Genomic DNA, 21,798 nt, shown 5'->3' on the forward strand with positions numbered 1-21,798 from the left:
CGAAAAGCCGGGGCTGAGACACTCTGGCCATGGACGTGGACCTTCCCGAACTGCCCTTCCCCCTCCGTACCTACGGCCCCGACGGGCACTGGTCCTACGAGGACGGGATCCTCACCGGGTGGGCCGGCCCCCGGCAGGACCGGTTCGTGCCGCCCACCGGCGAGGCGCTGGACCCCGCGTCCGACGCGCCCCGGCTGCTCGGGGCGCCGGAGGGGGACTTCCAGCTGATCGCCCGGGTCACGGTCGGGTTCAACGCGTCCTTCGACGCCGGGGTCCTCTACGTCCACGTCGGCGAACGGGCCTGGGCCAAGCTCTGCCTGGAGTACTCCCCGGACGTGCCCACCGTCTGCACGGTGGTCACCCGGGGACACTCCGACGACGCCAACTCCTTCACCGTGGAGGGAAGTTCCGTCTGGCTCCGGGTGAGCCGCACCGGCCGCTCCTTCGCCTTCCACGCCTCCCGCGACGGCGTCCGCTGGACCTTCGTCCGCCTGTTCACGCTGGGCGGGGAGAAGGAGACGGGCGCGGCCCTGGTCGGGTTCATGACACAGTCGCCACTGGGGGAGGGGTGCGTCGTCACGTACGACCACATCGCGTTCAGGCCGAGTTGGCCGGACGACCTGAGAGACGGCAGCTGAGCAGGAACGTCACCGCGAACAGGGCCGCGCCGACTCCCGGGGCGGCCCGCATTCCCGCGGTGAACCCGTCGGAGACCAGCGTCCCGAACACCGCGACGCCCAGGCCCCCGGCCACCTGGCGCGCGGCGTTGAGCACGCCCGCCGCCAGCCCCGCCCGTTCCGCCGGCACCGCGTCCATCATCACCGCGGTCAGCGGCGGCACGGTCAGCGCGCAGCCGAGGGCCATTGGGACGAGGAGCACGGCCACCACCGCGGGAGACGTGCCCGCGTCGACGTACAGCAGGACGAGCAGCCCCACGACGGCCAGGCCCTGCCCCAGCATCGGCAGCCGCGCGCCGTACCGGCCCGCCAGCTTGCCCGAGACGACGTTCGTCACCGCGATCAGGCCCGTCATGGGCAGGAACATCAGCCCGGCGTACAGCGCGGAGCGGCCCTGCACCTGCTGGAAGAAGCGGCCCTGCACCTGCTGGAAGAAGAGGGAGAAGAGGAACACCACCCCGTAGAACGCCACGCTGCACGCGGCCCCCGTCGCGACCGCCACGGGCACGGTCCGGCTGCGGAAGAGGCCGAGCACCACCGGGTGGGCCTGCCGCCGCTCGACCCCGACGAACCCCGCCGCCCGGCATGACCGCGACCGCAGCCGCCACGGCTCCCGTCACCCCGCCCTCGATCACCGCGAACGTCACCGCCGTCAGCGCTACGACTGCCGTGAGCTGCCCCGGCAGATCGAGGGGCGTCGGGCGGCGCTCGGAGCGCGGGGCCCGTACCGGCAGGGCGAGTGCGAGTGCGCCGAGCGGCAGGTTGATGAAGAAGATGCCCCGCCAGTCCCAGGCCGTCGTCAGCGCGCCGCCCGCCACCGGGCCCAGCGCCACGGCCACCGAGCCGCCGGCCGCCCAGGCGGCCACCGCCCGCGCCCGCCGGGCCGGGTCGGCGTACGCCTGCCGCACCAGCGCGAGCGAGGCCGGCAGCACGACCGCTGCCGCGACGCCCTGGACGACGCGTGAGCCGATCAGTGACGGCAGGTTCGGTGCCGGCCCGCACGCCGCCGAGGCCAGCGTGAACACCGCGATGCCGGTCGCGTACGCCCGGCTCGCCCCGGCACGGTCGGAGAAGGCGCCCGTGGACAGCATCAGCGCGGCGAAGGCCAGCGTGTAGGCGTCCACCACCCACTGCCGGCCGGACATGCCACCGCCGAGCGACGAACCGATCGACGGCAGGGCCACCTGCGACCGGTGCGCGCCCGAGCCGGGGCCGGTGCCCACCACGGTACGCTGGTTGAATGTTCACGTACCGGGCGGAGAGAGTCTCCGTACCCGTACCACTTGGAGAGCCGAAGACATGCGCGTCGAGATCTGGAGCGACATCGCCTGCCCCTGGTGCTACGTGGGCAAGGCCCGCTTCGAGAAGGCGCTCGCGGCCTTCCCGCATCGCGACGAGGTCGAGGTGGTGCACCGCTCGTTCGAGCTGGACCCGCACCGGGCCAAGGACGACATCCAGCCCGTGATCACCATGCTCACCGGGAAGTACGGCATGAGCGAGGCGCAGGCGCAGGCCGGCGAGGACAACCTGGGCCGCCAGGCGGCCGCCGAGGGTCTCGAGTACCGCACCCGGGGCCGCGACCACGGCAACACCTTCGACATGCACCGCCTGCTGCACTTCGCCAAGGAGCAGGGGAAGCAGGAGGAGCTGCTGGACCTTCTCTACAGGGCGAACTTCGCCGAGGAGCGATCCGTCTTCAACGACGACGAGCGGCTGGTGGAGCTGGCCGTCGCCGCCGGTCTCGACGCGGACGGCGCCCGCAAGGTGCTCGCCGACCCGTCCGCGTACGCCGACGAGGTCCGCGCCGACGAGCGGGAGGCCGCGCAGCTCGGTGCCACCGGGGTGCCGTTCTTCGTCATCGACCGCACGTACGGCGTCTCCGGCGCCCAGCCCGCCGAGGTCTTCACGCAGGCGCTCACGCAGGCGTGGGGGGAGCGCTCGCCGCTGACCCTCCTCCAGGACGGGGACGCGGACGCCTGCGGCCCGGACGGATGTGCGGTGCCGCAGCGCTGAGTGCCGGCGCGGAGGCGCAGGTCAGGGCGGATGCATAAGCGTTCCTTGGGGAAGCCACGCAAAAACCCGCAATGGACTACGACTTCGTCGGACCGCACAGTGGTCCCATGGAGACCTTCGAGAGCCTCGTCCGCGCCGAGTTCACCCCGAAGAACACCTACCTCAACACCGCGAGCACCGGGCTGCTGCCGAACCGCACCGTGGCAGCGCTGCGGACCGCGGTCGAGGCGGCGGCCGTCGGCCGGCCGACCGACATGTTCGCCGACGTCGAGGCGGCCCGCGCCTCCTTCGCCCGGCTGCTGCGGATCCCCGTTCGCCGGGTGGCGGCCGGGGCCTCGGTCGCCGTCTACAGCGGGCTGATCGCCGCCTCGCTGCCCAAGGGCGCCGAAGTCCTCACCGCCGGGGGCGACTTCAGCTCCGTCGTGAACCCCTTCCACGTCCGCCGCGACCTGAAGGTGCGCAGCGTGCCACTGGAGCAGGTCGCCGACGCGGTGCGGCCCGGCACGGCACTGGTCGCGGTGAGCGCCGCGCAGTCGGCGGACGGCCGCGTCGCCGACCTGCCCGCGATCCGCGCGGCCGCACGCGAGCACGGAGCGCGGACGTACGTCGACGCCTCCCAGGCCGCCGGCTGGCTCGACCTCGAGGCGGACGCCTACGACTACGTCGCCGCCGTCGGCTTCAAGTGGCTCTTCTGCCCGCGGGGCGTGGCCTTCCTGGTCGTGCCGGAGGACCTCGGCGGCCTCACCCCGCTGTTCGCCGGCTGGGTCGCGGGGGAGCGGCCCTGGGACAGCTGCTACGGCCCCGTCGAGGAACTCGCCCACTCCGCCCGGCGCTTCGACGAGAGCCCCGCCCTCTTCTCCTACGCCGGCGCCCGTCGCTCCCTGGAACTCCTCGAGGAGCTCGGTGTGGACGCCGTACGCGCCCATGACCTGGCCCTCGCCGACCGTTTCCGCACCGGGCTGCACACCCTCGGGCACCAGCCGGTGCCCGCGCCGGGCTCGCCGATCGTGTCCGTGCCCGGACTCGGCCGGCGTCAGGGCGAGCTGAGCCGGGCGGGCATCGAGGTCTCCGACCGCGCGGGCAATCTGCGGGCCGCCTTCCACCTGTACAACACGCCCGCCGACGTCGACCGTCTGCTGGGCGTGCTGTCCGGCTGAAAACCCGGACCGGGACCTCCCGTCCCACCCGAGGAGGCCCCGGTCCGGTGGTCACGCCACGGTCACTTCACGGGGGTGAAGTCCCGCGCTCCGATGAACTCCGGCCTGCGCACCGGTGCCGCGAACGGCTCCACCGCCTTGTTCTCCACGCTGTTGAAGACGATGAAGACGTTGCTGCGCGGGTACGGCGTGATGTTGTCGCCGGAGCCGTGCATGCAGTTGCAGTCGAACCAGGTGGCCGAACCGGGCCTGCCGGTGAAGAGCCTGATGCCGTGCTCGTTCGCCAGGGCGGTCAGTGCCTCGTCCGACGGCGTGCCCGCATCCTGCATCTGCAGCGACTTCTTGTAGTTGTCCTTCGGCGTGGCCCCCGCACAGCCGAGGAACGTCCTGTGCGACCCCGGCATGATCATCAGGCCGCCGTTGGTGTCGTGGTTCTCGGTCAGGGCGATCGAGACCGACACCGTCCGCATGTTCGGCAGACCGTCCTCGGCGTGCCAGGTCTCGAAGTCCGAGTGCCAGTAGAAGCCGCTGGCCCCGAAGCCCGGCTTGACGTTGATCCGCGACTGGTGGACGTACACGTCCGAGCCGAGGATCTGCCGGGCCCGGCCGACCACGCGCTCGTCGCGCACCAGCTGTGCGAACACCTCGCTGATCCGGTGCACCTCGAAGACGGAGCGGATCTCCTTGGACTTCGGCTCGACGATCGACCGCGCGTCGGCCCGGATCTCCGGATCGGTCACCAGCCGGTCCAGCTCGCGCCGGTAGACGGCGGCCTCCTCCTCGGTGATCAGCTGGTCGACGGCGAGGAAGCCGTCGCGCTCGTAGGCCTGCAGGTCGGCGGGCGCGATCGGGCCGGGCGTGTCGGGGGCGCCCCAGACGACGGGGTCCTGCCGGGGGATGGTCACCTCCGTGGTGCCACGGGTGGGGTAGAGATCGGTGACGGTGGTCATGGGGATGTCACACCTCCTCGGTGAGCAGGGGGTAGACGCCGTTCTCGTCGTGGTCCTCCCGTCCGGTGACCGGCGGGTTGAACACGCAGATGCAGCGGAAGTCCTCCTTGACGCGGAGCGTGTGCCGCTCGTGCCCGTCGAGGAGGTACATGGTCCCGGGCGTGATCGTGTACGTCTTCCCGGTCTCGTGGTCGCTCAGTTCCGCCTCGCCCTCGACGCAGACGACGGCCTCGATGTGGTTCGCGTACCACATCGACGTCTCCGTGCCCGCGTACAGGATCGTCTCGTGGAGGGAGAAGCCGACCTTCTCCTTGGCGAGGACGATGCGCTTGCTCTCCCAGGTGCCGGACGCGGCCTTCACATGCCGGTCGGTGCCTTCGATCTCCTTGAACGAACGGACGATCACGGTGGAGTGATGCCTCCTTGTAGGGGGTTGCTCAGGTGGTGTCGCGGGCTGCTCAGGCGGTTTCGCGGACCGCACGGGCGAGGGTGCTCAGGCCCTCGTCCAGCTCGTCGGGCGTGATGGTGAGGGCCGGCAGCAGCTTGACGACCTCGCTCTCCGGGCCGGAGGTCTCGACCAGCAGCCCGAGTTCGAAGGCGCGCCGCGCGACCCGCTCCGCACGGCCCTTGTCGTGGAACTCCAGACCCCACACCAGGCCGCGGCCCCGGTACTCCTTGACGTCGGCGAGGTTCTCCTCGGTGATCGAGATCAGCCCCTGCACGGCCTGCTCGCCGCGGGTGCGGGTTTGCTTCTCCATCGCCGAGGCGTCGGTCCAGTACGCCTCCAGGGCGGCCGTGGCCGTGACGAACGCGGGATTGTTGCCGCGGAAGGTGCCGTTGTGCTCGCCCGGCTCCCAGACGTCCAGCTCGGGCCGGAACAGGCACAGCGACATCGGCAGCCCGTAGCCGCTGATGGACTTCGACACGGTGACGATGTCGGGCACGATCCCGGCCTCCTCGAAGGAGAAGAAGGCCCCGGTGCGCCCGCACCCCATCTGGATGTCGTCGACGATCAGCAGCATGTCGCGGCGTCGGCACAACTCGGCGAGCCCGCGCAGCCATTCGGGCCTGGCGACGTTGATGCCGCCCTCGCCCTGCACCGTTTCGACGATGACGGCGGCGGGCTGGTTGAGCCCGGACCCCTGGTCCTCGAGCAGCCGCTCGAACCACAGGAAGTCCGGGACGCGCCCGTCGAGGTAGTGGTCGAAGGGCATGGGCGTGCCGTGCACGAGCGGGATCCCGGCTCCGGCGCGCTTGAAGGCGTTCCCGGTGACGGCGAGGGAGCCGAGCGACATCCCGTGGAAGGCGTTGGTGAACGACACGATGGCCTCGCGACCCATCACCTTCCGGGCCAGCTTCAGCGCGGACTCGACGGCGTTGGTGCCGGTCGGGCCCGGGAACATGACCTTGTACGGCAGGTCGCGCGGGCGCAGGACGAGGTTCTGGAAGGTCTGCAGGAAGGTGCGTTTGGCGGCGGTCGACATGTCGAGCCCGTGGGTGACGCCGTCCCGCTCCAGGTAGTCGATCAACGCCCGTTTCAGGACGGGGTTGTTGTGCCCGTAGTTGAGTGAGCCGGCGCCCGCGAAGAAGTCCAGGTACTCGTGGCCGTCCTCGTCGTACATGCGGCTGCCCCACGCGCGGTCGAAGACGGTGGGCCAGCCGCGGCAGTAGCTGCGCACCTCGGACTCCAGGGTCTCGAAGACGCTCAGGTCGGGCTGGGTGATGGTCACGGCGAAATCGCTCCTCGGTGCGTGGGGGGAGTTGCGGGGAGGTGGTGGGGGCGGAGAGGGGAGGTCAGGGGGAGAGCGGACCGATGCGGTACAGGACCTCGGGGTCGTGCGGCCCGTCCGGGAACTGCTCGGTGGCGAACAGGACCTCGCGCTCGACGGTGGCGTGGTGACGGGCGGCGTAGGAGGTGAAGAGCCGCTCGGAGGCGGTGTTGCCCGGGGTGATCGTGGTCTCGACGGCGGTGAGCCCGCGCTCGGCCGCGACCCGGGCGGTGAGCGCGTCCAGCAGCCGGGCGGCCAGGCCGCGGCCGCGGTGGGCGGCGTCGACGGCGACCTGCCACACGAGGAGGGTGCGCGGGCGGTCGGGCCGCACGTACCCGGTGACGAATCCGACGGGCTCGCCGTCGGCCCCGCGCGCCACCGCCGACGTGGCGGCGAAGTCGCGGCACCACAGCAGATAGCTGTACGAGGAGTTCAGGTCGAGCGTGCCGGAGTCCTTCGCGATCCGCCAGAGCGCGGCCCCGTCGGCGACGGCCGGGCGGTCGATGCGCAGGGCCTTCGGCATTTCCGTGTGGGGTGTATGCAGGTCTGCTTGTGCGGCAGTCATGCGAAATGAACTTACCGAGCGGAATTCAAAAATGCATCGCTGCGCGGACTTACATGAAACGGCCCCATGTGTTATCGCGCGGGCGCGCGGCCGCGCGATGGGGACGTCAATATCTGCCGTTTTGCCCCCCAATGCCTGGACAAAAAGAATCGGCTTGTGGGGTACGTCACAGCGGCGCAACCCTCACGAGATCCCCCCGAATTACACCGCCCGACGTTCGCAGAATCTTTGCGTTTAGGTATTCGAAAACGGGGCAGAAGAATACGGGCAGCTGTCCGAATTGAATTGCAGAATTACCCCGATTTCAGGCCCCGGTAACCCCGTCGATCCGCTCCCGAAGGATGTCGGCGTGCCCGTTGTGCCGGCCGTACTCCTCGATCATGTGGACGAACACCCACCGCAGACTGACCTCCATCCCCGCCATCGGCCCGCCGGCGATCCGCCCGGTGTCGTCCAGCGACCGTCCCGCGCACAGCTCCTGCCCCCGGGCGATCTCCCGGCGCCAGGCGGCAAGCGCCTGGCCGAGCCCGCGCGCCGGATGGAGCGCGTACCCGGTCTCTTCCTCGAACACCGGCGGCACGTCGAGCCCGGCGAACACCCGCTGGAACCAGTTCCGCTCCACCTCCGCCAGGTGCTGGACGAGCCCGAGCAGGGTGAGCGCCGAAGGTTCGGCCGACGCGAGTCGCAGTTGTGCGTCATCCAGCCCGGCGCACTTCGACTCCAGCGTGGCGCGGTGGAAGGCGAGCCAGCTCTCGAGCATGGGGCGCTCGGCGCCGGTCATGAGGGGGATGGGGCGGCCGTCGGGCAGGGTCTGCGGGATGCCGGTGGTCATGAGGGGAGCGTGGCACGCGGGGATTGCCGGCGGGGCCTTCTCGGCGCAGATCGGCAGAATCCGGCCCCTTGGGTGTCTGACCGCGAGGTCGTTCGGGCTGAGGAGGTTTTCCGGGGGCAAAGACCCAGGTCAGACCTCTGCCGAGGGCTGCCGCCAGGCGTCCTCGATCGCCCGCCGGGCGCCCTCCACGTCCACGTCCAGACCCCGCTCGGCCAGCGCCTCGCCCAGGGCCGTCAGGCTTGCCTCGACCGCTTCCCGGGTCGCGTCCACCCCGTAGTGGTTGATGCGGATCATCTCCTTGGCCAGGGCGCCGCCGCCCGCGGCCAGCGGCAGGGCGGGGTCCGTCTCCAGGGCCCGGGAGACCAGTTCCGAGGCCACCACGCCCGACGGGGCCCGCAGGGTCGTGGCGACCGGGGCCGCCTCCGCCGCCTCGTACACGTACGGCTCCAGGCCCCCGCCCAGGGCCCGCGCCCCCGCCCGCGTCGCCGCGGCGGCCGAGCGGTGGCGGGTCATCACGGCGTCGAGGCCCACCGTCTCGATGCGTTCGAGGCACGCCTCCAGGGCGAGCATCTCCAGCTGTGCCGGCGCGTGCAGCAGCGCCTTGCGGCCGCCGTCGATCCACCGCTCCTTCCAGTCGAGGAGAGAGAGGTACGAGCGGCGCGGCGCCCGCGGATTCGCCGCCATCCGGGCCCAGGCGCGCTCGCTGACCGACACCGCGGACACCCCGGCCGGCCCGCCCATCGCCTTCTGCGCCCCGATCACGCACAGATCCACGCCCCACGCGTCCGGCAGCACCGGCTCCGCGCCGATGGACGCCACCGCGTCCAGGTAGAACAGGGCACCCTGTTCCCGTACCGCCTCTCCGATCTCCGCGACCGGGTTGGTGTTGCCGGTCGCCGCCTCCGCGTGCACCAGCGACACGAAGTCGATCTCCGGGTGCTCGGCGAAGGCCTCCCGGATCCGGGCGGCCGTGACCGCCGTGTGGTACGGCACCGACAGGTCGATCACCTTGGCGCCGCAGTCCCGCAGCCAGTTGCCGAAGGTCTGGCCGTACGGGCCCGTGATCACGTTCAGCGCCGTCGTGCCGGGACCGGCCGTCCCGCGGATCGCGCCCTCCAGCGGCAGCAGCGCCTCGCCCTGCATGATCACGACGTCCTGCTCGGTGGAGAGCAGCCGGGCCACCCGGTCCTCGATCGAGGCGAAGTGGGCGGCGCTCAGCGGGGCGAGGTCCAGGAGGGGGTGGGTCACGGCGGTGCTCTCTCTCGATCAGAGGTCGACGCAGTCGAGCGTATCGGCGGGCGTCGCACGGCTCCCACTGGTGACTTCTTAGGTCGGACGGCCCCGGAGCCATCGGTTTGATTTGAGAGACTCAAACTTCTCCTTATAATCGGAACCCGCAGTTCCCTTGCAGCACGATTCCCCCCATCTCCCCACAGAGAGGTCGCCCCGTGAAGACGCTCCTCGGGCGCCGGGCCCGCATCCTGGCCGCCACCACCGCGACGGCCGGGCTGCTGCTCGTGGCCGGCTGCACCTCGAGCGGCAGCGGCGGCAGCGGCAGCAAGACGGCCGCCGGCGGGGTCGAGCTCGTCAAGGCGGGCCAGCTCACCACCTGCACCCACCTGCCGTACCCGCCCTTCCAGTCGGAGGTCAACGGCAAGGTCCAGGGCTTCGACGTCTCGCTGATCGACCTGGTCGCCAAGGACCTCGGCGTGAAGCAGCAGATCCTCGACACGCCGTTCGAGAACTTCAAGACCGGCGCGTTCCTCAACTCCGGCCAGTGCGACCTCGCCGCGGCCGGCATGACCATCACCGCCGAGCGCAAGAAGCACGTCGACTTCTCCGACCCGTACTTCAACGCCACCCAGGCCGTGCTCGTCGACAAGAAGATCGGCATCACCTCGCTCGCCGACATCAAGGCCAACGGCAGGAAGCTCGGCTCCCAGGCGCAGACCACCGGCGAGGACTACGCGAAGAAGAAGGGCTTCGACCCGATCTCCTTCGAGTCCTCCGACGCCCTCCTCAACGGCTTGCGCACCGGCCAGGTCCAGGCCGTCATCATCGACTACCCGGTCGTCCAGGGCTGGCTGAAGGACAAGGCGAACGCCGACGCCTTCAAGGTGGTCGACAACCTCAACACCGGTGAGCAGTACGGCTTCACGGTGAAGAAGGGCAACACCAAGCTCCTCGCCGCCATCAACAAGGCGATCAAGGACGCCAAGGCCGACGGCACGTACAAGAAGCTGTACGAGAAGTGGATCGGCCCGTACGACGCCGCCGCCTCGCCCGCCGCCTCATGAGCGACTCCACCAACGCGGCCGGGGCCGAAGTACAACCCAGGAAGAAGGGGCTGACCCGGCGTCAGAAGCGCAGGCTGTCGCGCGGCATCCAGTACGCCGTCTTCGTCGTCGCCGTGATCGCCTTCGCGGTCACGGCCGACTGGGGGCGACTGCAGAACCAGTTCGCGCAGACGGACATCGCCCGGCAGATGTTCCCGGACATCATCACGCTGGCGCTGAAGAACACCGTGCTCTACACCCTCTCCGGCTTCCTCGTCGGCCTGGTGCTCGGCATGGTCATCGCGCTGATGCGGCTGTCGTCCGTGGGCCCCTACCGCTGGCTCGCCGGCATCTACATCGAGATCTTCCGCGGCCTGCCCGCCCTGCTGATCTTCATCTTCGTCGGCGTCGCCGTGCCACTGGCCTTCCCCGGCACGGAGATCATCGGCGGCACCTACGGCAAAGTCGCCCTCGCGCTCGGCCTGGTGTCGGCCGCGTACATGGCGGAGACGATCCGCGCGGGCATCCAGGCCGTGCCCAAGGGGCAGATGGAGGCCGCCCGTTCGCTGGGCTTCTCGCCCGGCCGGGCCATGGTCTCGATCATTGTCCCGCAGGCGTTCCGGATCATCCTCCCGCCGCTCACCAACGAACTCGTCCTGCTCTTCAAGGACTCCTCGCTGGTGCTGTTCCTGGGCGTCACCCTGGAGGAGCGCGAACTGTCCAAGTTCGGCCGCGACCTGGCCAGCACGACCGCCAACTCCACGCCGATCCTGGTCGCCGGCCTGTGCTACCTGCTGGTCACGATCCCGCTCGGCTTCGTCGTCCGCCGCATGGAGGCCAAGGCCCAGGAGGCCGTCAAGTGACCAGCCTTACGCCAGAAATCCGGATCCGGGACCTGCACAAGTCCTTCGGTGACAACGAAGTGCTGCGCGGCATCGACCTGGAGGTCGGGCAGGGCGAGGTCGTCTGCGTGATCGGTCCGTCCGGCTCCGGCAAGTCGACCCTGCTGCGCTGCGTGAACCTGCTCGAGGAACCCACCAAGGGCCAGGTCTTCGTCGGCGGCACCGAGGTGACCGACCCCGACGTCGACATCGACGCCGTACGCCGCCGCATCGGCATGGTCTTCCAGCAGTTCAACCTCTTCCCGCACCTGTCGGTGACGGAGAACCTCACGCTCCCGCAGCGCCGCGTGCTGAAGCGCGACAGCGCGACCGCCGCGCGGATCGCCGCCGAGAACCTGGAGCGCGTGGGCCTGTCCGAGAAGGCGGACGCGTACCCGTCCTCCCTCTCCGGCGGCCAGCAGCAGCGCGTCGCCATCGCCCGCGCCCTCGCCATGGGCCCGGAGGTGATGCTCTTCGACGAGCCGACCTCGGCGCTCGACCCCGAGCTCGTCGGCGACGTCCTCGCCGTGATGCGCATGCTCGCCCACGAGGGCATGACGATGATGGTCGTCACCCACGAGATGACCTTCGCACGCGAGGTCGCCGACCGGGTCGTCTTCATGGACGGCGGCGTGATCGTCGAGGACGGCGCCCCCGACCAGGTCATCGGCAGCCCCCGCCACGAGCGCACCCGCCACTTCCTCTCCCGCCTCCTCGACCCCGCGATGGCCGAGGTGGAGGAGGAGACCTCGGACCAGGTGGGCAAGGCCGACCAGTAGCTTCACCAGGCGCGAGCTGATCACCATGGAGCGCAAGCACGGGCGCATCGTGCACTCGGCTCGTGTGATGTCGGTCCGGGCCGGTCTCCACCCGGCTGATGCCTCTCGCAGAGGACTCGACCGTCCCGCCGGACGGCCGAGCGGCGTGAGCCGGGAATCCCCTCTCCACCAGGTGGGGAGGATTCAATAAGGTGCGGTACATGAGCGATCACGCGGTGCTGCACGTGAAGGGACGGGTGCTCGTCGGACCGGACGAGGGCCAGGTCCGGGACGAGCTGTGGGTCGTCGACGGGCGGATCTCCTACGACCGTCCCGTCGACGCGCGGGACGTGCGGACCGTCGAGGGCTGGGCCCTGCCCGGCCTCGTCGACGCGCACTGCCACGTCGGCCTCGACGCGCATGGTCCGGTCCCCGACGACGTGTCCGAGAAGCAGGCGCTGACGGACAGGGACGCCGGCACCCTGCTGATCCGTGATGCGGGCTCCCCCTCGGACACCCGCTGGATCGACGACCGCGAGGACCTGCCGAAGATCATCCGGGCGGGCCGGCACATCGCCCGCACCCGCCGCTACATCCGCAACTACGCACACGAGACCGAGCCGGACCAACTGGTCTCCTACGTCGCCCAGGAGGCGCGGCGCGGCGACGGCTGGGTGAAGCTGGTCGGCGACTGGATCGACCGCGACCTCGGCGACCTGTCGGCCTGCTGGCCGCGTGAGGCGGCCGAGGCGGCGATCGCCGAGGCCCACCGCCTCGGTGCGCGCGTCACCGCGCACTGCTTCGCCGAGGACTCCCTGCGGGACCTGGTGGAGGCGGGCATCGACTGCATCGAACACGCCACGGGCCTGACGGACGACCTGATCCCCCTGTTCGCCGAGCGCGGCGTCGTGATCGTCCCCACCCTCGTCAACATCGCCGTCTTCCCCAGGCTCGCCGACGGCGCCGAGGCCAAGTACCCGCGCTGGTCGGCACACATGCGCAGGCTGTACGAACGCCGCTACGACACCGTGCGCGCCGCCTACGACGCCGGGATCCGCGTGTACGTCGGCACGGATGCGGGGGGCACGCTGCCCCACGGCCTGGTGGCGGGCGAGGTCGCGGAGCTGGTGAAGGCCGGCATCCCGCCGGTCGATGCCCTCTCGGCGACAACCTGGGGTGCACGCGAGTGGCTCGGCCGGCCCGGGCTGGACGAGGGAGCGCCGGCGGATCTCGTGGTGTACGAGGAGGATCCGCGGGCGGACGTACGAGTGCTGGCGGCGCCGCGGCGGGTGGTGCTGAACGGGCGGATCGTCGGCTAGTTGACGGAGCGTTACCGGCGGCACGGGCGGGTCGTTGTGCACTCCGTCGTGTGCGCCGGTGCGTCAACCAGGTCGTTCGCACGGAAGGCGGTTCGGGGGTGCCCCTGGGGAACACGCGTGCCGGGAGATTCGAAAGAAGTCACGGAAACCCCACGATGGAGTGAAGTCACGAAGCGTCGCCGACCGTTCACTCTCGGTGCGTAATCCTTGCCGGGTCCCAAGCATCCTCTTCTGGGGGTGCCACACCGTGAACGGCCACACCTTCCGCTTGCCCGCACGCCGTTGCGCCATCGCCGCGGCGGCCACCGCCCTGGCCGCCGGTCCGGCGGCGCTGGCCGGCGCGGGCTCCGCGCACGCAACCGACGACCAAGGTCGCGCGAGCGCGGCCGTCCTGCGTACCCGGCTCGACGTGTCCCTGCTCAACAAGACGGTGAACGTCCCGCTCACCGTCTCCCTCAACGAGGTCCAGGCGCCGCAGAGCGCACAGCAGACCACGCTGACCGCCCGCCTGGACGGCGTCGACGGCGGAAAGCCCTTCAGCGTGCTCCGCGCCGACGTGGCGAAAGCGAAGGCGACGGTGTCGGCCCGGAAGGCCGAGGGCACCGTCGACCTGGCCCACGCCACACTCCATGTCCCCGGCCTGCCCCTGCTGTCCCTCATCGAGGTCGACCAGGTCACGGCGAAGGCCACCTGCGAGGCGGGGAGGACGCCGGCCGCCGCCTCGAACGTGCCGGGCGGGGTGACGGTGTTCGGCAAGCGGGTGACGGTCACCGCCGGCGGCACGACCGACGTACGGGTGCCGGGCGTCGGCGAGGTCACCCTCGACCTGTCCGAACGGGAGACGACGACCCGCACGGCCGCTGCCACGGCCCTCGAACTCAAGGTGACCGTCAATCCGTTGAAGCTGAACGTCGCCGAGGTGGAGGGGACGGTGACGCTCGCCAGGGCGACGTGCGAGACCCCGACGGCACCGGAGAAGTCGGCTCAGCCGACCACCGATCCGGGCGCCGACGTGAAGCCCCAGGGAGCACCCGCCGAGTCGGACCTGGCGGAGACCGGCGGCAGCTCCCTGACGCCATACCTCGCAGCAGGATCGGTCGCACTGCTGGCAGCGGGCGGAGGAGCGGTCGCGCTGGCCCGCCGCCGACGGGGCTGACCACGGCGGATCCGGGACGGCGCCCGCGGGGAAGAGGGGAAGACGGGGGAAGAGAGGGGCTGGGGCGGAGCCCCGGGGCGAGGATCGGTCCTCACCGGACCGAGTCGGGTGGGTGGTCGAGGCCCAGGGGTGGAGGGGACGGAGTCCCCGCCGGGGTCTGGGGCGGAGCCCCGGGGTGGGGCACTTCTCAGCCGACCGAGTCGGGCGGGTGGGTGGGCGAGGGCAGCGCCCGGTCCAGCGCCCGCAGGAATCCGTTCACCGTCACCCGGTCCCGCACCGCCAGCCGCACCCAGTCCTCCCCCAGCCCCGGAAAGGTGTCCCCGCGCCGCACCGCGAAACCGAGCTCCCGCAGCCGGCGTCGTACCGCCGCCGCCCCCGGCATGCGGACCAGTACGAACGGGCCCTCCGCCGGCTCGACCACCCGCACTCCGCGCGCCGCGAACGCGGCCAGGCCCGCCACCAGGTGGGCCCGGTCCGCGGCGACCCGGTGCGCCGCGTGGGCCCCCTCCGCCAGCGCCCGCGGCTCCATGCACGCCTCCGCCGCCGCGAGCGCCGGCGTGGACACCGGCCACAGCGGCTGGGCCCGCTCCAGCTCCGCGATCGTGTCGGCAGACGCCAGCACGTATCCGATCCGCAGGCCCGCCAGCCCCCATGTCTTCGTCAGGCTGCGCAGCACCACCAGGCCGGGCACGTCGGTCCGGCCCGCCAGCGCCTCCCGCTCGCCCGGCACCGCGTCCAGGAACGCCTCGTCCACCACCAACGTCCGCCCGGGCCGGGCCAGTTCGATGATCGTCGAGGCCGGGTGCAGAACCGACGTGGGGTTGGTCGGGTTGCCGATCACCACCAGGTCCGCGTCCTCGGGGACCGCCGCCGGATCGAGCCGGAAGCCGTCCTCCTCCCGCAGCAGCACCCGGTCGACCGCGTGCCCCGCGTCCCGCAGCGCCGCCTCCGGCTCCGTGAACTGCGGGTGCACCACGACCGGCCGGCAGACCTTCAGGGCCCGGGCGAGCAGCACGAAGGCCTCCGCGGCCCCCGCGGTCAGCAACACGTGCTCCACGGCGAGCCCGTGCCGCGCCGCCACCGCCGCCCGCGCGGCCCGCCCGTCCGGATAGGCCGCCAGGCCGTCGAGCGACGCGGCGATCCGCTCCCGCAGCCACGCCGGCGGGGTGTCGGCGCGGACGTTCACGGCGAGGTCGACCAGCCCCGAACCGTCGTCACGGACCTCGGCGTCCCCGTGGTGCCTCAGGTCGTGCCCACCGCGCCCGTCCCGCTCTTCGTACCCGTCGTGCCCATCGCGCCCGTCGAGCCCACCGTGCTCTTCGTGCCCGTCCCTGACGGAGTCCTCAGTGCGCATGCGAGTGAGCGTGTCCCCCATGATGGTGGTGCCCGTGCCCGTGGTGGTGGCCGTCGTCGTCCGGGTGGAAGTGCGGCTGCTGCGGCAGGCCCACTTTGTCCTCGAAGCCCGGCAGCGCGATGCGGTACACGCACGAGTCGCAGTTCATCCGCAGGTCGCCCTTGACGGCCTCCTCGTACCGCTCCATCACGAGATCCAGCAGCTCCGGCTCCGGGCCGATGACGTCCGCCGACCGCACCTCGATCTCCGGGTGCGCCGCCGCCCAGCCCTCCGCCTGCTGCCGGACCCGGTCCGGCAGGATCCCGGTGAACAGGAAGTACGGCAGGACCACGATCCGCCGCGCCCCCAGCTTCGCGCACCGGTCCAGCCCGCTCGGCACGTCCGGCGCCGCCAGCGACACGAACGCCGTCTCCACGCCCGCGTACCCGCGTCCCTCCCACAGCAGCCGCGCCGCCTTGAACACCTCGGCGTTGGCGTCCGGGTCGGTCGACCCGCGCCCGACCAGCAGCACGGTCACGTCGGCCCGGTCCTCGGGCGTGCGGGCCGCGCCGCCCAGTGCCTCGTCCAGCCGCCGCTCCAGTACGCTCAGCAGCGCCGGGTGCGGGCCGAGCGGACGGCCGTAGGTGTACGAGATGCCGGGGTGCCGTTCCTTCTCGCGGGCCAGCGCCGCCGGGATGTCCCCCTTGGCGTGCCCGGCGGACACCAGCATCAGCGGCACCGCGGCGAACCGGCGCACCCCGCGCTCCACCAGCTCGGTGACGGCCTCGCCCAGCGGCGGCGGGGACAGCTCGATGAAGCCGCCCGCGACGGGCAGCTCGGGGTGGCGGCGCCCCAGTTGCCGGACGAAGTTCCGGAACGCCTCGGCTCCGGCGTCGTCCCGGGTTCCGTGGCCGGCGATGAGCAGGGCGGGCGGCGGGGTGGTCACGAGGTCTCCTCAAGCGAAGTGGGGTGGTACAGCAGGGCGTTGAGCGCGGCCGCGGCGACCGCCGAACCGCCCTTCTCGGACACGTTGCTGACGGCGGGCAGCCCGCTCTCCCGCAACGCGGCCTTGGACTCGGCCGCCCCGACGAAACCGACGGGCAGGCCGATGACGAGCGTCGGCGAGGCGTCCAGCTTCAGCAGCTCCTCCAGGGCGGTCGGCGCGCAGCCGATCACCCACAGGGCCCCCGGGCCGACGTCCTCGTAGGCGAGCCGGATCGCGTGCGCCGAACGCGTCATCCCCGGGCCGGACCTGGCGTCCTTGAGCCGGCAGACGGTGTCGCGTCGGGTGATCCCGGCGGCCACCATCTCCACGTCCACGACCACGGGAGCCCCCGCGTGCAGCGCCGCGTGCGCCTTGGCCAGCTCGTCCTCGTCCATGACGAGGTCGTCGGCGTAGGCGAGGTCGGCGGAGGAGTGGATGACCCGCTCCACCACCGCCCGCGTCAGCGGCGGGAAGTGCGTGGTGTCCAGGCGGGCGCGCAGCCGCCGGAAGGACTCCTGCTCGATCGGGTGGACCACACGGTTCACTGGGCGTCCTCCTGCCGGTTGTCCTGCCAGCGGTAGCCGCGCGGCGTGACCATGCGGCCCGCGATCTCACGGGTCGCGGTGTTGCCCACGGTCACGACCGTCATCATGTCGACCGTCGTCGGGTCCAGGCCGGCCAGCGTCGTCAGACGGCTGGTCTCGTCCGGCCGTGACGCGTTCCGTACGACACCGACCGGCGTGGTCGGCTCCCGGTGCTCGGCGAGGATCGCCAGCGCCTTGGGCAGCTGCCAGTCGCGGCCCCGGGAGCGCGGGTTGTAGAAGGTCACGACGATGTCCGCCTCGGCCGCGGCCCGCACCCGCCGCTCGATGACCTCCCACGGCGTGTGCAGGTCGGACAGGCTGATCGACACATGGTCGTGCCCGAGCGGAGCTCCGAGGATCGCCCCGGCCGCGAGCGCCGCCGTGACGCCCGGCACGCCGACGACGTCGATGTCGTCGGACGCCTCGGCCAGTGCGGGGGAGGCCATGGCGTACACGCCGGCGTCCCCGCTGCCGATCAGCGCGACGGCATGACCTTTGCGGGCCTCGGCGACCGCGGTGCGGGCCCGTTCCTCCTCGGCCCCCAGCCCCGACTCCAGGATCCGGGTGCCGGGCCGCAGCAGGTCGCGGATCTGGTCGACGTACTGGTCGAGGCCGACGAGCACGGACGCGCGGCGGAGTTCGGCCCTCGCGCGCGGTGTCAACAGGTCCCGTGCACCGGGCCCGAGTCCGACGACGGCGAGTCGCCCGCGCCCCGGCCGGCGGACGACCGCGCAGGTCGCCATCGCGGGCCGGCCGTCCTCCCGCTCCGACTTCCGCTTGGGAACGACCAGTTCACCCCCGTGGACGAGCGCGGCGGCCTCCGCCACGGAGGGGGTGCCGACGGCGGCGAGCGGCGCGTCGGAGGGGTGGGGCACCTCGACCCCGGCCAACTCCGCGGCGGAGTACGTCACCAGGGGAACGCCGAGCCGTTCCGCCGCCTCGACGATGCCCGGCTCGTCGGCCTTGGCATCGACGGTGGCGAGTTCGGCGACGGACCGCGCCGAGAGCCCGGCCTCCCGCAACGCGCTCTCGACCAGCCCGAGCACCTCCTCGACGGGGGCACCCTTGGAGGCGCCGACCCCGACGACGAGGGACGGCGGCCGGAGGACCACCTCACGCTCGGCGGGCTCGACCGCGCGGTCCGTCAGACGGACGGTGTACGACCCCTGCGACGCCAGCGGCAGCGGAGGCAGCGGCCACGGCACCTCGGCCTGGAGGGCGACGGGCTCGCCGTCCAGCAACGCCCGCGAGACCGCGGCGACGTCCCCCTCCACCGGGAACCCAAGGGTGTCCAGCCCGGGCAGCCCCACCGAGTCCGTGGCCGTCGTCACCACCGGCTCGGCGCCCAGCAACTCCCCGACCTCACGGGCCAGTTCATTCGCCCCACCGGCATGGCCGCCGACCAGCGACACGGCGAACCGCCCGCCCTCGTCGACGCACACCACCCCGGGGTCGGACGCCTTGTCGCCCAGCAGCGGTGCGATCAGCCGTACGACCGCGCCCGTCGCCAGGAAGCACACGAGCTGCTCGCACTCCGCGAAGGCGGCCCGCACGGCGTCCCCGACGGGCCCGTCGTACACCCGCGTGCGGTCCGGCCACGCGGCCGCCAGCCGGTCCCGCGCAGCCGCTCCCGCCGCGGTGGCGGAAATGAGGCCGATCACTGAGCAACTCCTTCGATGTCGGTGTGCGCCGGAGGCCTGACGCCCCACAGCAGGAAAACGGGATTGGTCGCCGCGAGCCGGGTCACGTCCCCCGGCAGCGGCGCGAGCCGCGAGGACTGCAACAGCACCCCGTCGCAGGCGAACCCGGCGTTCGTGAGGGCCGCGCGCGCCGCGGGCACCCGGTCGAGCGCGGCCATCGCGACGACCACCGTCCGCCGGGCCCGCCGCGCGCACGCGGTGACGACGGCCGGCAGCTCGCGCCCCCCGCCGCCGACGAACACGGCGTCGGGATCGTCGAGGCCGGACAGCACCTCCGGCGCCGAGCCGTGCACGACCGCCACGTCGACCCCGTGCGCCTCGGCGTTGGCGCGGATCCGCCCAACCCCGTCCGGAGTCTTCTCGACCGCGACGACGGCGGCGCCCAGTCGCGCGCACTCGACGGCCACGGATCCCGAACCGGCGCCGACGTCCCAGACCAGGTCGCCCAGGCGCGGCCCGAGCCGGGCCAGGGCCAGCGCCCGCACCTCGAACTTGGTGATCATCGAGTCGCGGTGGGCGAACTCGGCCTCGTCCAGCGCCCATCCGGCGGGCCTGACGGCCGGTCCCGCGACGGTCCGTACGGCGCCCGGCGCCCGCGCCTCGTCCAGGCACAGCACCACGCTCACCGCCGTACCCCAGTCCCGGGCCGCGGCCTCGGCGGGCGTGACGCGTTCGACGCGCTCGCGAGCGGGGTCGCCCAGCGCGGAGGCGACGACGAGCACGCGGTCGCCGAAGGTACGGGCCAGCGCGGCCCCCAGTTCGGCGGGTCCGGCGCCAGGCCCCGTCAGCACGGCGACCTTCGGGTGCGCCCGGCAGGCGTTGACGGCCGTACGAAAGTCGCGCCCGTGCGCGCTCACCACGACCGCGTCGTCCCACGCCAGCCCGAGCCGCGCGAAGGCGGCCGCGACGGAGGAGACGCCGGGCCGGACGTCGAGCAGCCCGGCCCCGAACCGCTCGGCCAGCACCCGAACGATCCCGAAGAACCCGGGGTCGCCGGAGGCCAGCACGACCACGCGCCGCTCCTTCGCGACGTACCTCTCGATCACGTCGAGCGCGGGCGCCAGCGGCCCGAGCACGATCCGCTCGGCCGTCTCCGGCAGCCGTACGGCGTCCAGATGCCGCCGTCCGCCCACGACGAGCTCCGCCCCGGCCAGCGCATCCGCGTCGGGCGGCGCGCCCGTGCCCGTACCGACGACCGTGATCACGTGCTCGCACCCCGTGTGCGCAGGGCCTTGCGGGCCTCGGGGTCGGCCTTGCGGTAGCCGTGGAAGTGGCCGGGGTGGTACAGGTGCGAGCGCGTGCCGTGCGCGTCGAGGGCCGGGCCGACCAGGAAGAGGGTGTGCTTCCAGAGCTTGTGCTCCTTGACGGTCTCCTCCAGGGTGCCGATCGTGCACTTCACGATCAGCTCCTCGGGCCAGGTCGCCTGGTAGGCGACGACGACCGGGGTGTCGGTCGGGTAACCGCCCTCCAGCAGCTCGCGCACCAGCTGGCCGCTGCGGGCCGCCGACAGGAAGATCGCCATGGTGGTGCCGTGCCGGGCGAACTCGCGCACCTCCTCGCCGGGCGGCATCGGCGTCTTGCCGCCGCCGAGCCGGGTCAGGACCACCGACTGCGCGACCTCGGGGATGGTCAGCTCCCGCCGGGCGAGCGCGGCGACGGCGGAGAAGGACGAGACGCCGGGCACGACCTCCGTCTCGATGCCGATCTCGGCACACCGGTCCAGCTGTTCCTGCGTGCCGCCCCACAGGGCCGGGTCGCCGGAGTGGATGCGGGCCACCTTCAGTCCCTCGGTGTGCGCCCGCTCGTACACGCCGACGACGTCCTCCAGCGACATGGTCGCCGAGTCCAGGATCTCCGCGTTCTCACGCGCGTGCTCGAGGACCTCCGCCTGCACCAGGCTGGCCGCCCAGATCACGACGTCGGCCTCGGCGATCGCGCGGGCGGCGCGGAACGTCAGCAGGTCGGCGGCGCCGGGGCCGGCACCGACGAAGGTCACCTTGCCGGTGGGGGCATCGGCCATGGGTTCGGGTCCTCTCGTGCAGAAAATTCAGTGGGAGTGCGGCTGGACGTGCACGACCGCGGGTCGATCCGATAGCAAGGGCGTATGGCGGTCTTCGTCGCGCTCGGCGCGTTCCTGATGACGCTGGCCGGCGGCTGGACCGCACAGCGTGTGACCGACCGCCGTCATCTGGTCCTGGGCCTGGCCGGCGGTCTGATGCTGGGCGTGGTCGGCCTGGACCTGCTGCCGCAGGCGCTTCGGGCGGCGGGCACCGAGGTGTTCGGGGTGCCGGTGGCGCTGCTGCTGTTCGTGGCCGGCTTCCTGCTGGCCCATCTGGTGGAACGCCTGCTGGCCGCGCGGCAGGCCGCGCACGGCGCCGAGGAGCACGGCCACCGGGCGCCCGAGGTGGGCCTGACGGCGGCGGCCGCGATGGTCGGCCACAGCGCCATGGACGGCGTGGCGATCGGCGCGGCCTTCCAGGTGGGCGGCGGCATGGGCCTCGCGGTCGCACTGGCCGTCATCGCCCACGACTTCGCGGACGGCTTCAACACGTTCACCCTCACGACCCTGTACGGCAACGCGCGCCGCAAGGCGGTCGCCATGCTCGTCGCGGATGCCCTGGCGCCGGTGGTGGGAGCGGCCTCCACCGCGTTCTTCACCATCCCGGAGGCGTTCCTCGGCAGCTATCTCGGCCTCTTCGGCGGGGTGCTGCTCTACCTCGCCGCAGCCGAGATCCTCCCCGAGGCCCACCACGCGCACCCCGCCCGCTCGACCCTGCTGTGCACGGTCGCGGGCGCGGCCTTCATCTGGCTGGTGGTGGGCCTCGCGGGCTGACCCGGCTCGG

General features: G+C 72.2%; 21 protein-coding genes and 1 pseudogene. 9 read left to right on the plus strand and 13 right to left on the minus strand.

Annotation, left to right across the window (positions count from 1 at the left end; genetic code table 11):
- The first annotated feature begins 29 nt into the window (after positions 1–29).
- Positions 30–638, plus strand: a complete 609-nt coding sequence (locus ABZV31_RS14460; protein ID WP_355892787.1) for a DUF1349 domain-containing protein — start codon at positions 30–32, stop codon at positions 636–638.
- Here the strand turns inward: ABZV31_RS14460 and ABZV31_RS14465 are convergent.
- Positions 598–1,903, minus strand: a pseudogene (locus tag ABZV31_RS14465) (MFS transporter). The gene ABZV31_RS14460 and the pseudogene ABZV31_RS14465 sit on opposite strands and share 41 nt — an antisense overlap.
- Positions 1,904–1,976: 73 nt before the next feature.
- Here ABZV31_RS14465 and ABZV31_RS14470 point away from each other — a divergent pair.
- Positions 1,977–2,690 carry a DsbA family oxidoreductase gene (locus tag ABZV31_RS14470; RefSeq protein ID WP_355892790.1) on the plus strand — a complete coding sequence of 238 codons (714 nt, stop codon included), beginning with the start codon at positions 1,977–1,979 and terminating at the stop codon, positions 2,688–2,690.
- Between the two features lie 71 nt (positions 2,691–2,761).
- Positions 2,762–3,847 (plus strand): aminotransferase class V-fold PLP-dependent enzyme, encoded by a 1,086-nt coding sequence (locus ABZV31_RS14475; RefSeq protein WP_355892793.1) that lies wholly within the window; start codon positions 2,762–2,764, stop codon positions 3,845–3,847.
- Between the two features lie 62 nt (positions 3,848–3,909).
- On the opposite strand, the gene thpD is transcribed toward ABZV31_RS14475, so the two are convergent.
- The 6 genes from thpD to ABZV31_RS14505 form a co-directional block, all read right to left on the minus strand.
- Entirely contained in the window at positions 3,910–4,797 is an 888-nt protein-coding gene (thpD, locus tag ABZV31_RS14480) for an ectoine hydroxylase (RefSeq protein WP_355892796.1), read from the minus strand.
- Positions 4,798–4,804: 7 nt separating this feature from the next.
- The gene (locus ABZV31_RS14485; RefSeq protein ID WP_355892799.1) at positions 4,805–5,203 is read right to left on the minus strand and encodes an ectoine synthase; all 399 of its coding nucleotides are present in this window, start codon (positions 5,201–5,203) and stop codon (positions 4,805–4,807) included.
- 52 nt (positions 5,204–5,255) lie between these two features.
- On the minus strand, positions 5,256–6,527 hold the full coding sequence (ectB, locus tag ABZV31_RS14490; protein ID WP_355892802.1) for a diaminobutyrate--2-oxoglutarate transaminase: 1,272 nt from the start codon (positions 6,525–6,527) through the stop codon (positions 5,256–5,258).
- A gap of 64 nt (positions 6,528–6,591) precedes the next feature.
- Positions 6,592–7,131, minus strand: coding sequence for a diaminobutyrate acetyltransferase (gene ectA / locus ABZV31_RS14495; protein WP_355892805.1), 540 nt, complete (start codon positions 7,129–7,131; stop codon positions 6,592–6,594).
- Between the two features lie 304 nt (positions 7,132–7,435).
- Positions 7,436–7,963: a DinB family protein gene (locus ABZV31_RS14500; protein WP_355892808.1), complete on the minus strand. Its 528-nt coding sequence runs from the start codon at positions 7,961–7,963 to the stop codon at positions 7,436–7,438.
- Between the two features lie 129 nt (positions 7,964–8,092).
- The gene (locus ABZV31_RS14505) at positions 8,093–9,211 is read right to left on the minus strand and encodes an aminotransferase class V-fold PLP-dependent enzyme (protein ID WP_355892811.1); all 1,119 of its coding nucleotides are present in this window, start codon (positions 9,209–9,211) and stop codon (positions 8,093–8,095) included.
- A gap of 200 nt (positions 9,212–9,411) precedes the next feature.
- On the opposite strand from ABZV31_RS14505, the gene ABZV31_RS14510 reads away from it, so the two are divergent.
- The 5 genes from ABZV31_RS14510 (at position 9,412) to ABZV31_RS14530 (ending at position 14,353) form a co-directional block, all read left to right on the plus strand.
- Complete coding sequence (locus ABZV31_RS14510; RefSeq protein ID WP_355892814.1) at positions 9,412–10,260, plus strand: transporter substrate-binding domain-containing protein; 849 nt, start codon at positions 9,412–9,414, stop codon at positions 10,258–10,260.
- Positions 10,257–11,102, plus strand: coding sequence for an amino acid ABC transporter permease (locus ABZV31_RS14515; protein ID WP_355892817.1), 846 nt, complete (start codon positions 10,257–10,259; stop codon positions 11,100–11,102). Before ABZV31_RS14510 ends, ABZV31_RS14515 begins: the two co-directional genes overlap by 4 nt.
- Positions 11,099–11,899, plus strand: coding sequence for an amino acid ABC transporter ATP-binding protein (locus tag ABZV31_RS14520; RefSeq protein WP_355892819.1), 801 nt, complete (start codon positions 11,099–11,101; stop codon positions 11,897–11,899). The genes ABZV31_RS14515 and ABZV31_RS14520 overlap by 4 nt, the downstream gene beginning before the upstream one ends.
- Positions 11,900–12,099: 200 nt before the next feature.
- On the plus strand, positions 12,100–13,197 hold the full coding sequence (locus ABZV31_RS14525) for an amidohydrolase family protein (RefSeq protein WP_355892822.1): 1,098 nt from the start codon (positions 12,100–12,102) through the stop codon (positions 13,195–13,197).
- Between the two features lie 247 nt (positions 13,198–13,444).
- Positions 13,445–14,353: an SCO1860 family LAETG-anchored protein gene (locus ABZV31_RS14530; protein ID WP_355892825.1), complete on the plus strand. Its 909-nt coding sequence runs from the start codon at positions 13,445–13,447 to the stop codon at positions 14,351–14,353.
- A gap of 187 nt (positions 14,354–14,540) precedes the next feature.
- Here the strand turns inward: ABZV31_RS14530 and cobC are convergent, their stop codons facing one another.
- From cobC to cobM, 6 genes are read right to left on the minus strand one after another with little or no spacing between them, the layout of a single operon-like run.
- Complete coding sequence (gene cobC, locus ABZV31_RS14535; RefSeq protein ID WP_355892827.1) at positions 14,541–15,707, minus strand: Rv2231c family pyridoxal phosphate-dependent protein CobC; 1,167 nt, start codon at positions 15,705–15,707, stop codon at positions 14,541–14,543.
- Entirely contained in the window at positions 15,697–16,632 is a 936-nt protein-coding gene (locus ABZV31_RS14540; protein ID WP_355892829.1) for a sirohydrochlorin chelatase, read from the minus strand. The genes cobC and ABZV31_RS14540 overlap by 11 nt, the downstream gene beginning before the upstream one ends.
- Positions 16,629–17,216: a precorrin-8X methylmutase gene (locus ABZV31_RS14545; protein WP_355892831.1), complete on the minus strand. Its 588-nt coding sequence runs from the start codon at positions 17,214–17,216 to the stop codon at positions 16,629–16,631. The genes ABZV31_RS14540 and ABZV31_RS14545 overlap by 4 nt, the downstream gene beginning before the upstream one ends.
- Positions 17,213–18,916: a precorrin-3B C(17)-methyltransferase gene (cobJ, locus tag ABZV31_RS14550; protein WP_355892834.1), complete on the minus strand. Its 1,704-nt coding sequence runs from the start codon at positions 18,914–18,916 to the stop codon at positions 17,213–17,215. Before cobJ ends, ABZV31_RS14545 begins: the two co-directional genes overlap by 4 nt.
- Positions 18,913–20,160, minus strand: coding sequence for a precorrin-6y C5,15-methyltransferase (decarboxylating) subunit CbiE (gene cbiE, locus ABZV31_RS14555; RefSeq protein WP_355892837.1), 1,248 nt, complete (start codon positions 20,158–20,160; stop codon positions 18,913–18,915). The genes cobJ and cbiE overlap by 4 nt, the downstream gene beginning before the upstream one ends.
- Positions 20,157–20,975 carry a precorrin-4 C(11)-methyltransferase gene (cobM, locus tag ABZV31_RS14560; RefSeq protein ID WP_355892840.1) on the minus strand — a complete coding sequence of 273 codons (819 nt, stop codon included), beginning with the start codon at positions 20,973–20,975 and terminating at the stop codon, positions 20,157–20,159. The genes cbiE and cobM overlap by 4 nt, the downstream gene beginning before the upstream one ends.
- 84 nt (positions 20,976–21,059) lie before the next feature.
- Between cobM and ABZV31_RS14565 the strand changes: the two genes are divergently transcribed.
- On the plus strand, positions 21,060–21,788 hold the full coding sequence (locus ABZV31_RS14565; RefSeq protein ID WP_355892843.1) for a ZIP family metal transporter: 729 nt from the start codon (positions 21,060–21,062) through the stop codon (positions 21,786–21,788).
- The last annotated feature ends 10 nt before the right edge of the window (positions 21,789–21,798 follow it).

Source organism: Streptomyces sp. NPDC005202 (assembly GCF_040608235.1).
Classification (GTDB): Bacteria; Actinomycetota; Actinomycetes; order Streptomycetales; family Streptomycetaceae; genus Streptomyces.

Bases quoted from the DNA above. Each gene is read 5' to 3' on its own strand.
- ABZV31_RS14460 (WP_355892787.1), top strand. From the start codon at position 30: ATGGACGTGGACCTTCCCGAACTGCCCTTCCCCCTCCGTACCTACGGC.
- ABZV31_RS14470 (WP_355892790.1), top strand. From the start codon at position 1,977: ATGCGCGTCGAGATCTGGAGCGACATCGCCTGCCCCTGGTGCTACGTG.
- ABZV31_RS14475 (WP_355892793.1), top strand. From the start codon at position 2,762: ATGGACTACGACTTCGTCGGACCGCACAGTGGTCCCATGGAGACCTTC.
- thpD (WP_355892796.1), bottom strand. From the start codon at position 4,797: ATGACCACCGTCACCGATCTCTACCCCACCCGTGGCACCACGGAGGTG.
- ectA (WP_355892805.1), bottom strand. From the start codon at position 7,131: ATGACTGCCGCACAAGCAGACCTGCATACACCCCACACGGAAATGCCG.
- ABZV31_RS14500 (WP_355892808.1), bottom strand. From the start codon at position 7,963: ATGACCACCGGCATCCCGCAGACCCTGCCCGACGGCCGCCCCATCCCC.
- ABZV31_RS14515 (WP_355892817.1), top strand. From the start codon at position 10,257: ATGAGCGACTCCACCAACGCGGCCGGGGCCGAAGTACAACCCAGGAAG.
- ABZV31_RS14525 (WP_355892822.1), top strand. From the start codon at position 12,100: ATGAGCGATCACGCGGTGCTGCACGTGAAGGGACGGGTGCTCGTCGGA.
- cobC (WP_355892827.1), bottom strand. From the start codon at position 15,707: ATGCGCACTGAGGACTCCGTCAGGGACGGGCACGAAGAGCACGGTGGG.
- cobM (WP_355892840.1), bottom strand. From the start codon at position 20,975: ATGGCCGATGCCCCCACCGGCAAGGTGACCTTCGTCGGTGCCGGCCCC.
- ABZV31_RS14565 (WP_355892843.1), top strand. From the start codon at position 21,060: ATGGCGGTCTTCGTCGCGCTCGGCGCGTTCCTGATGACGCTGGCCGGC.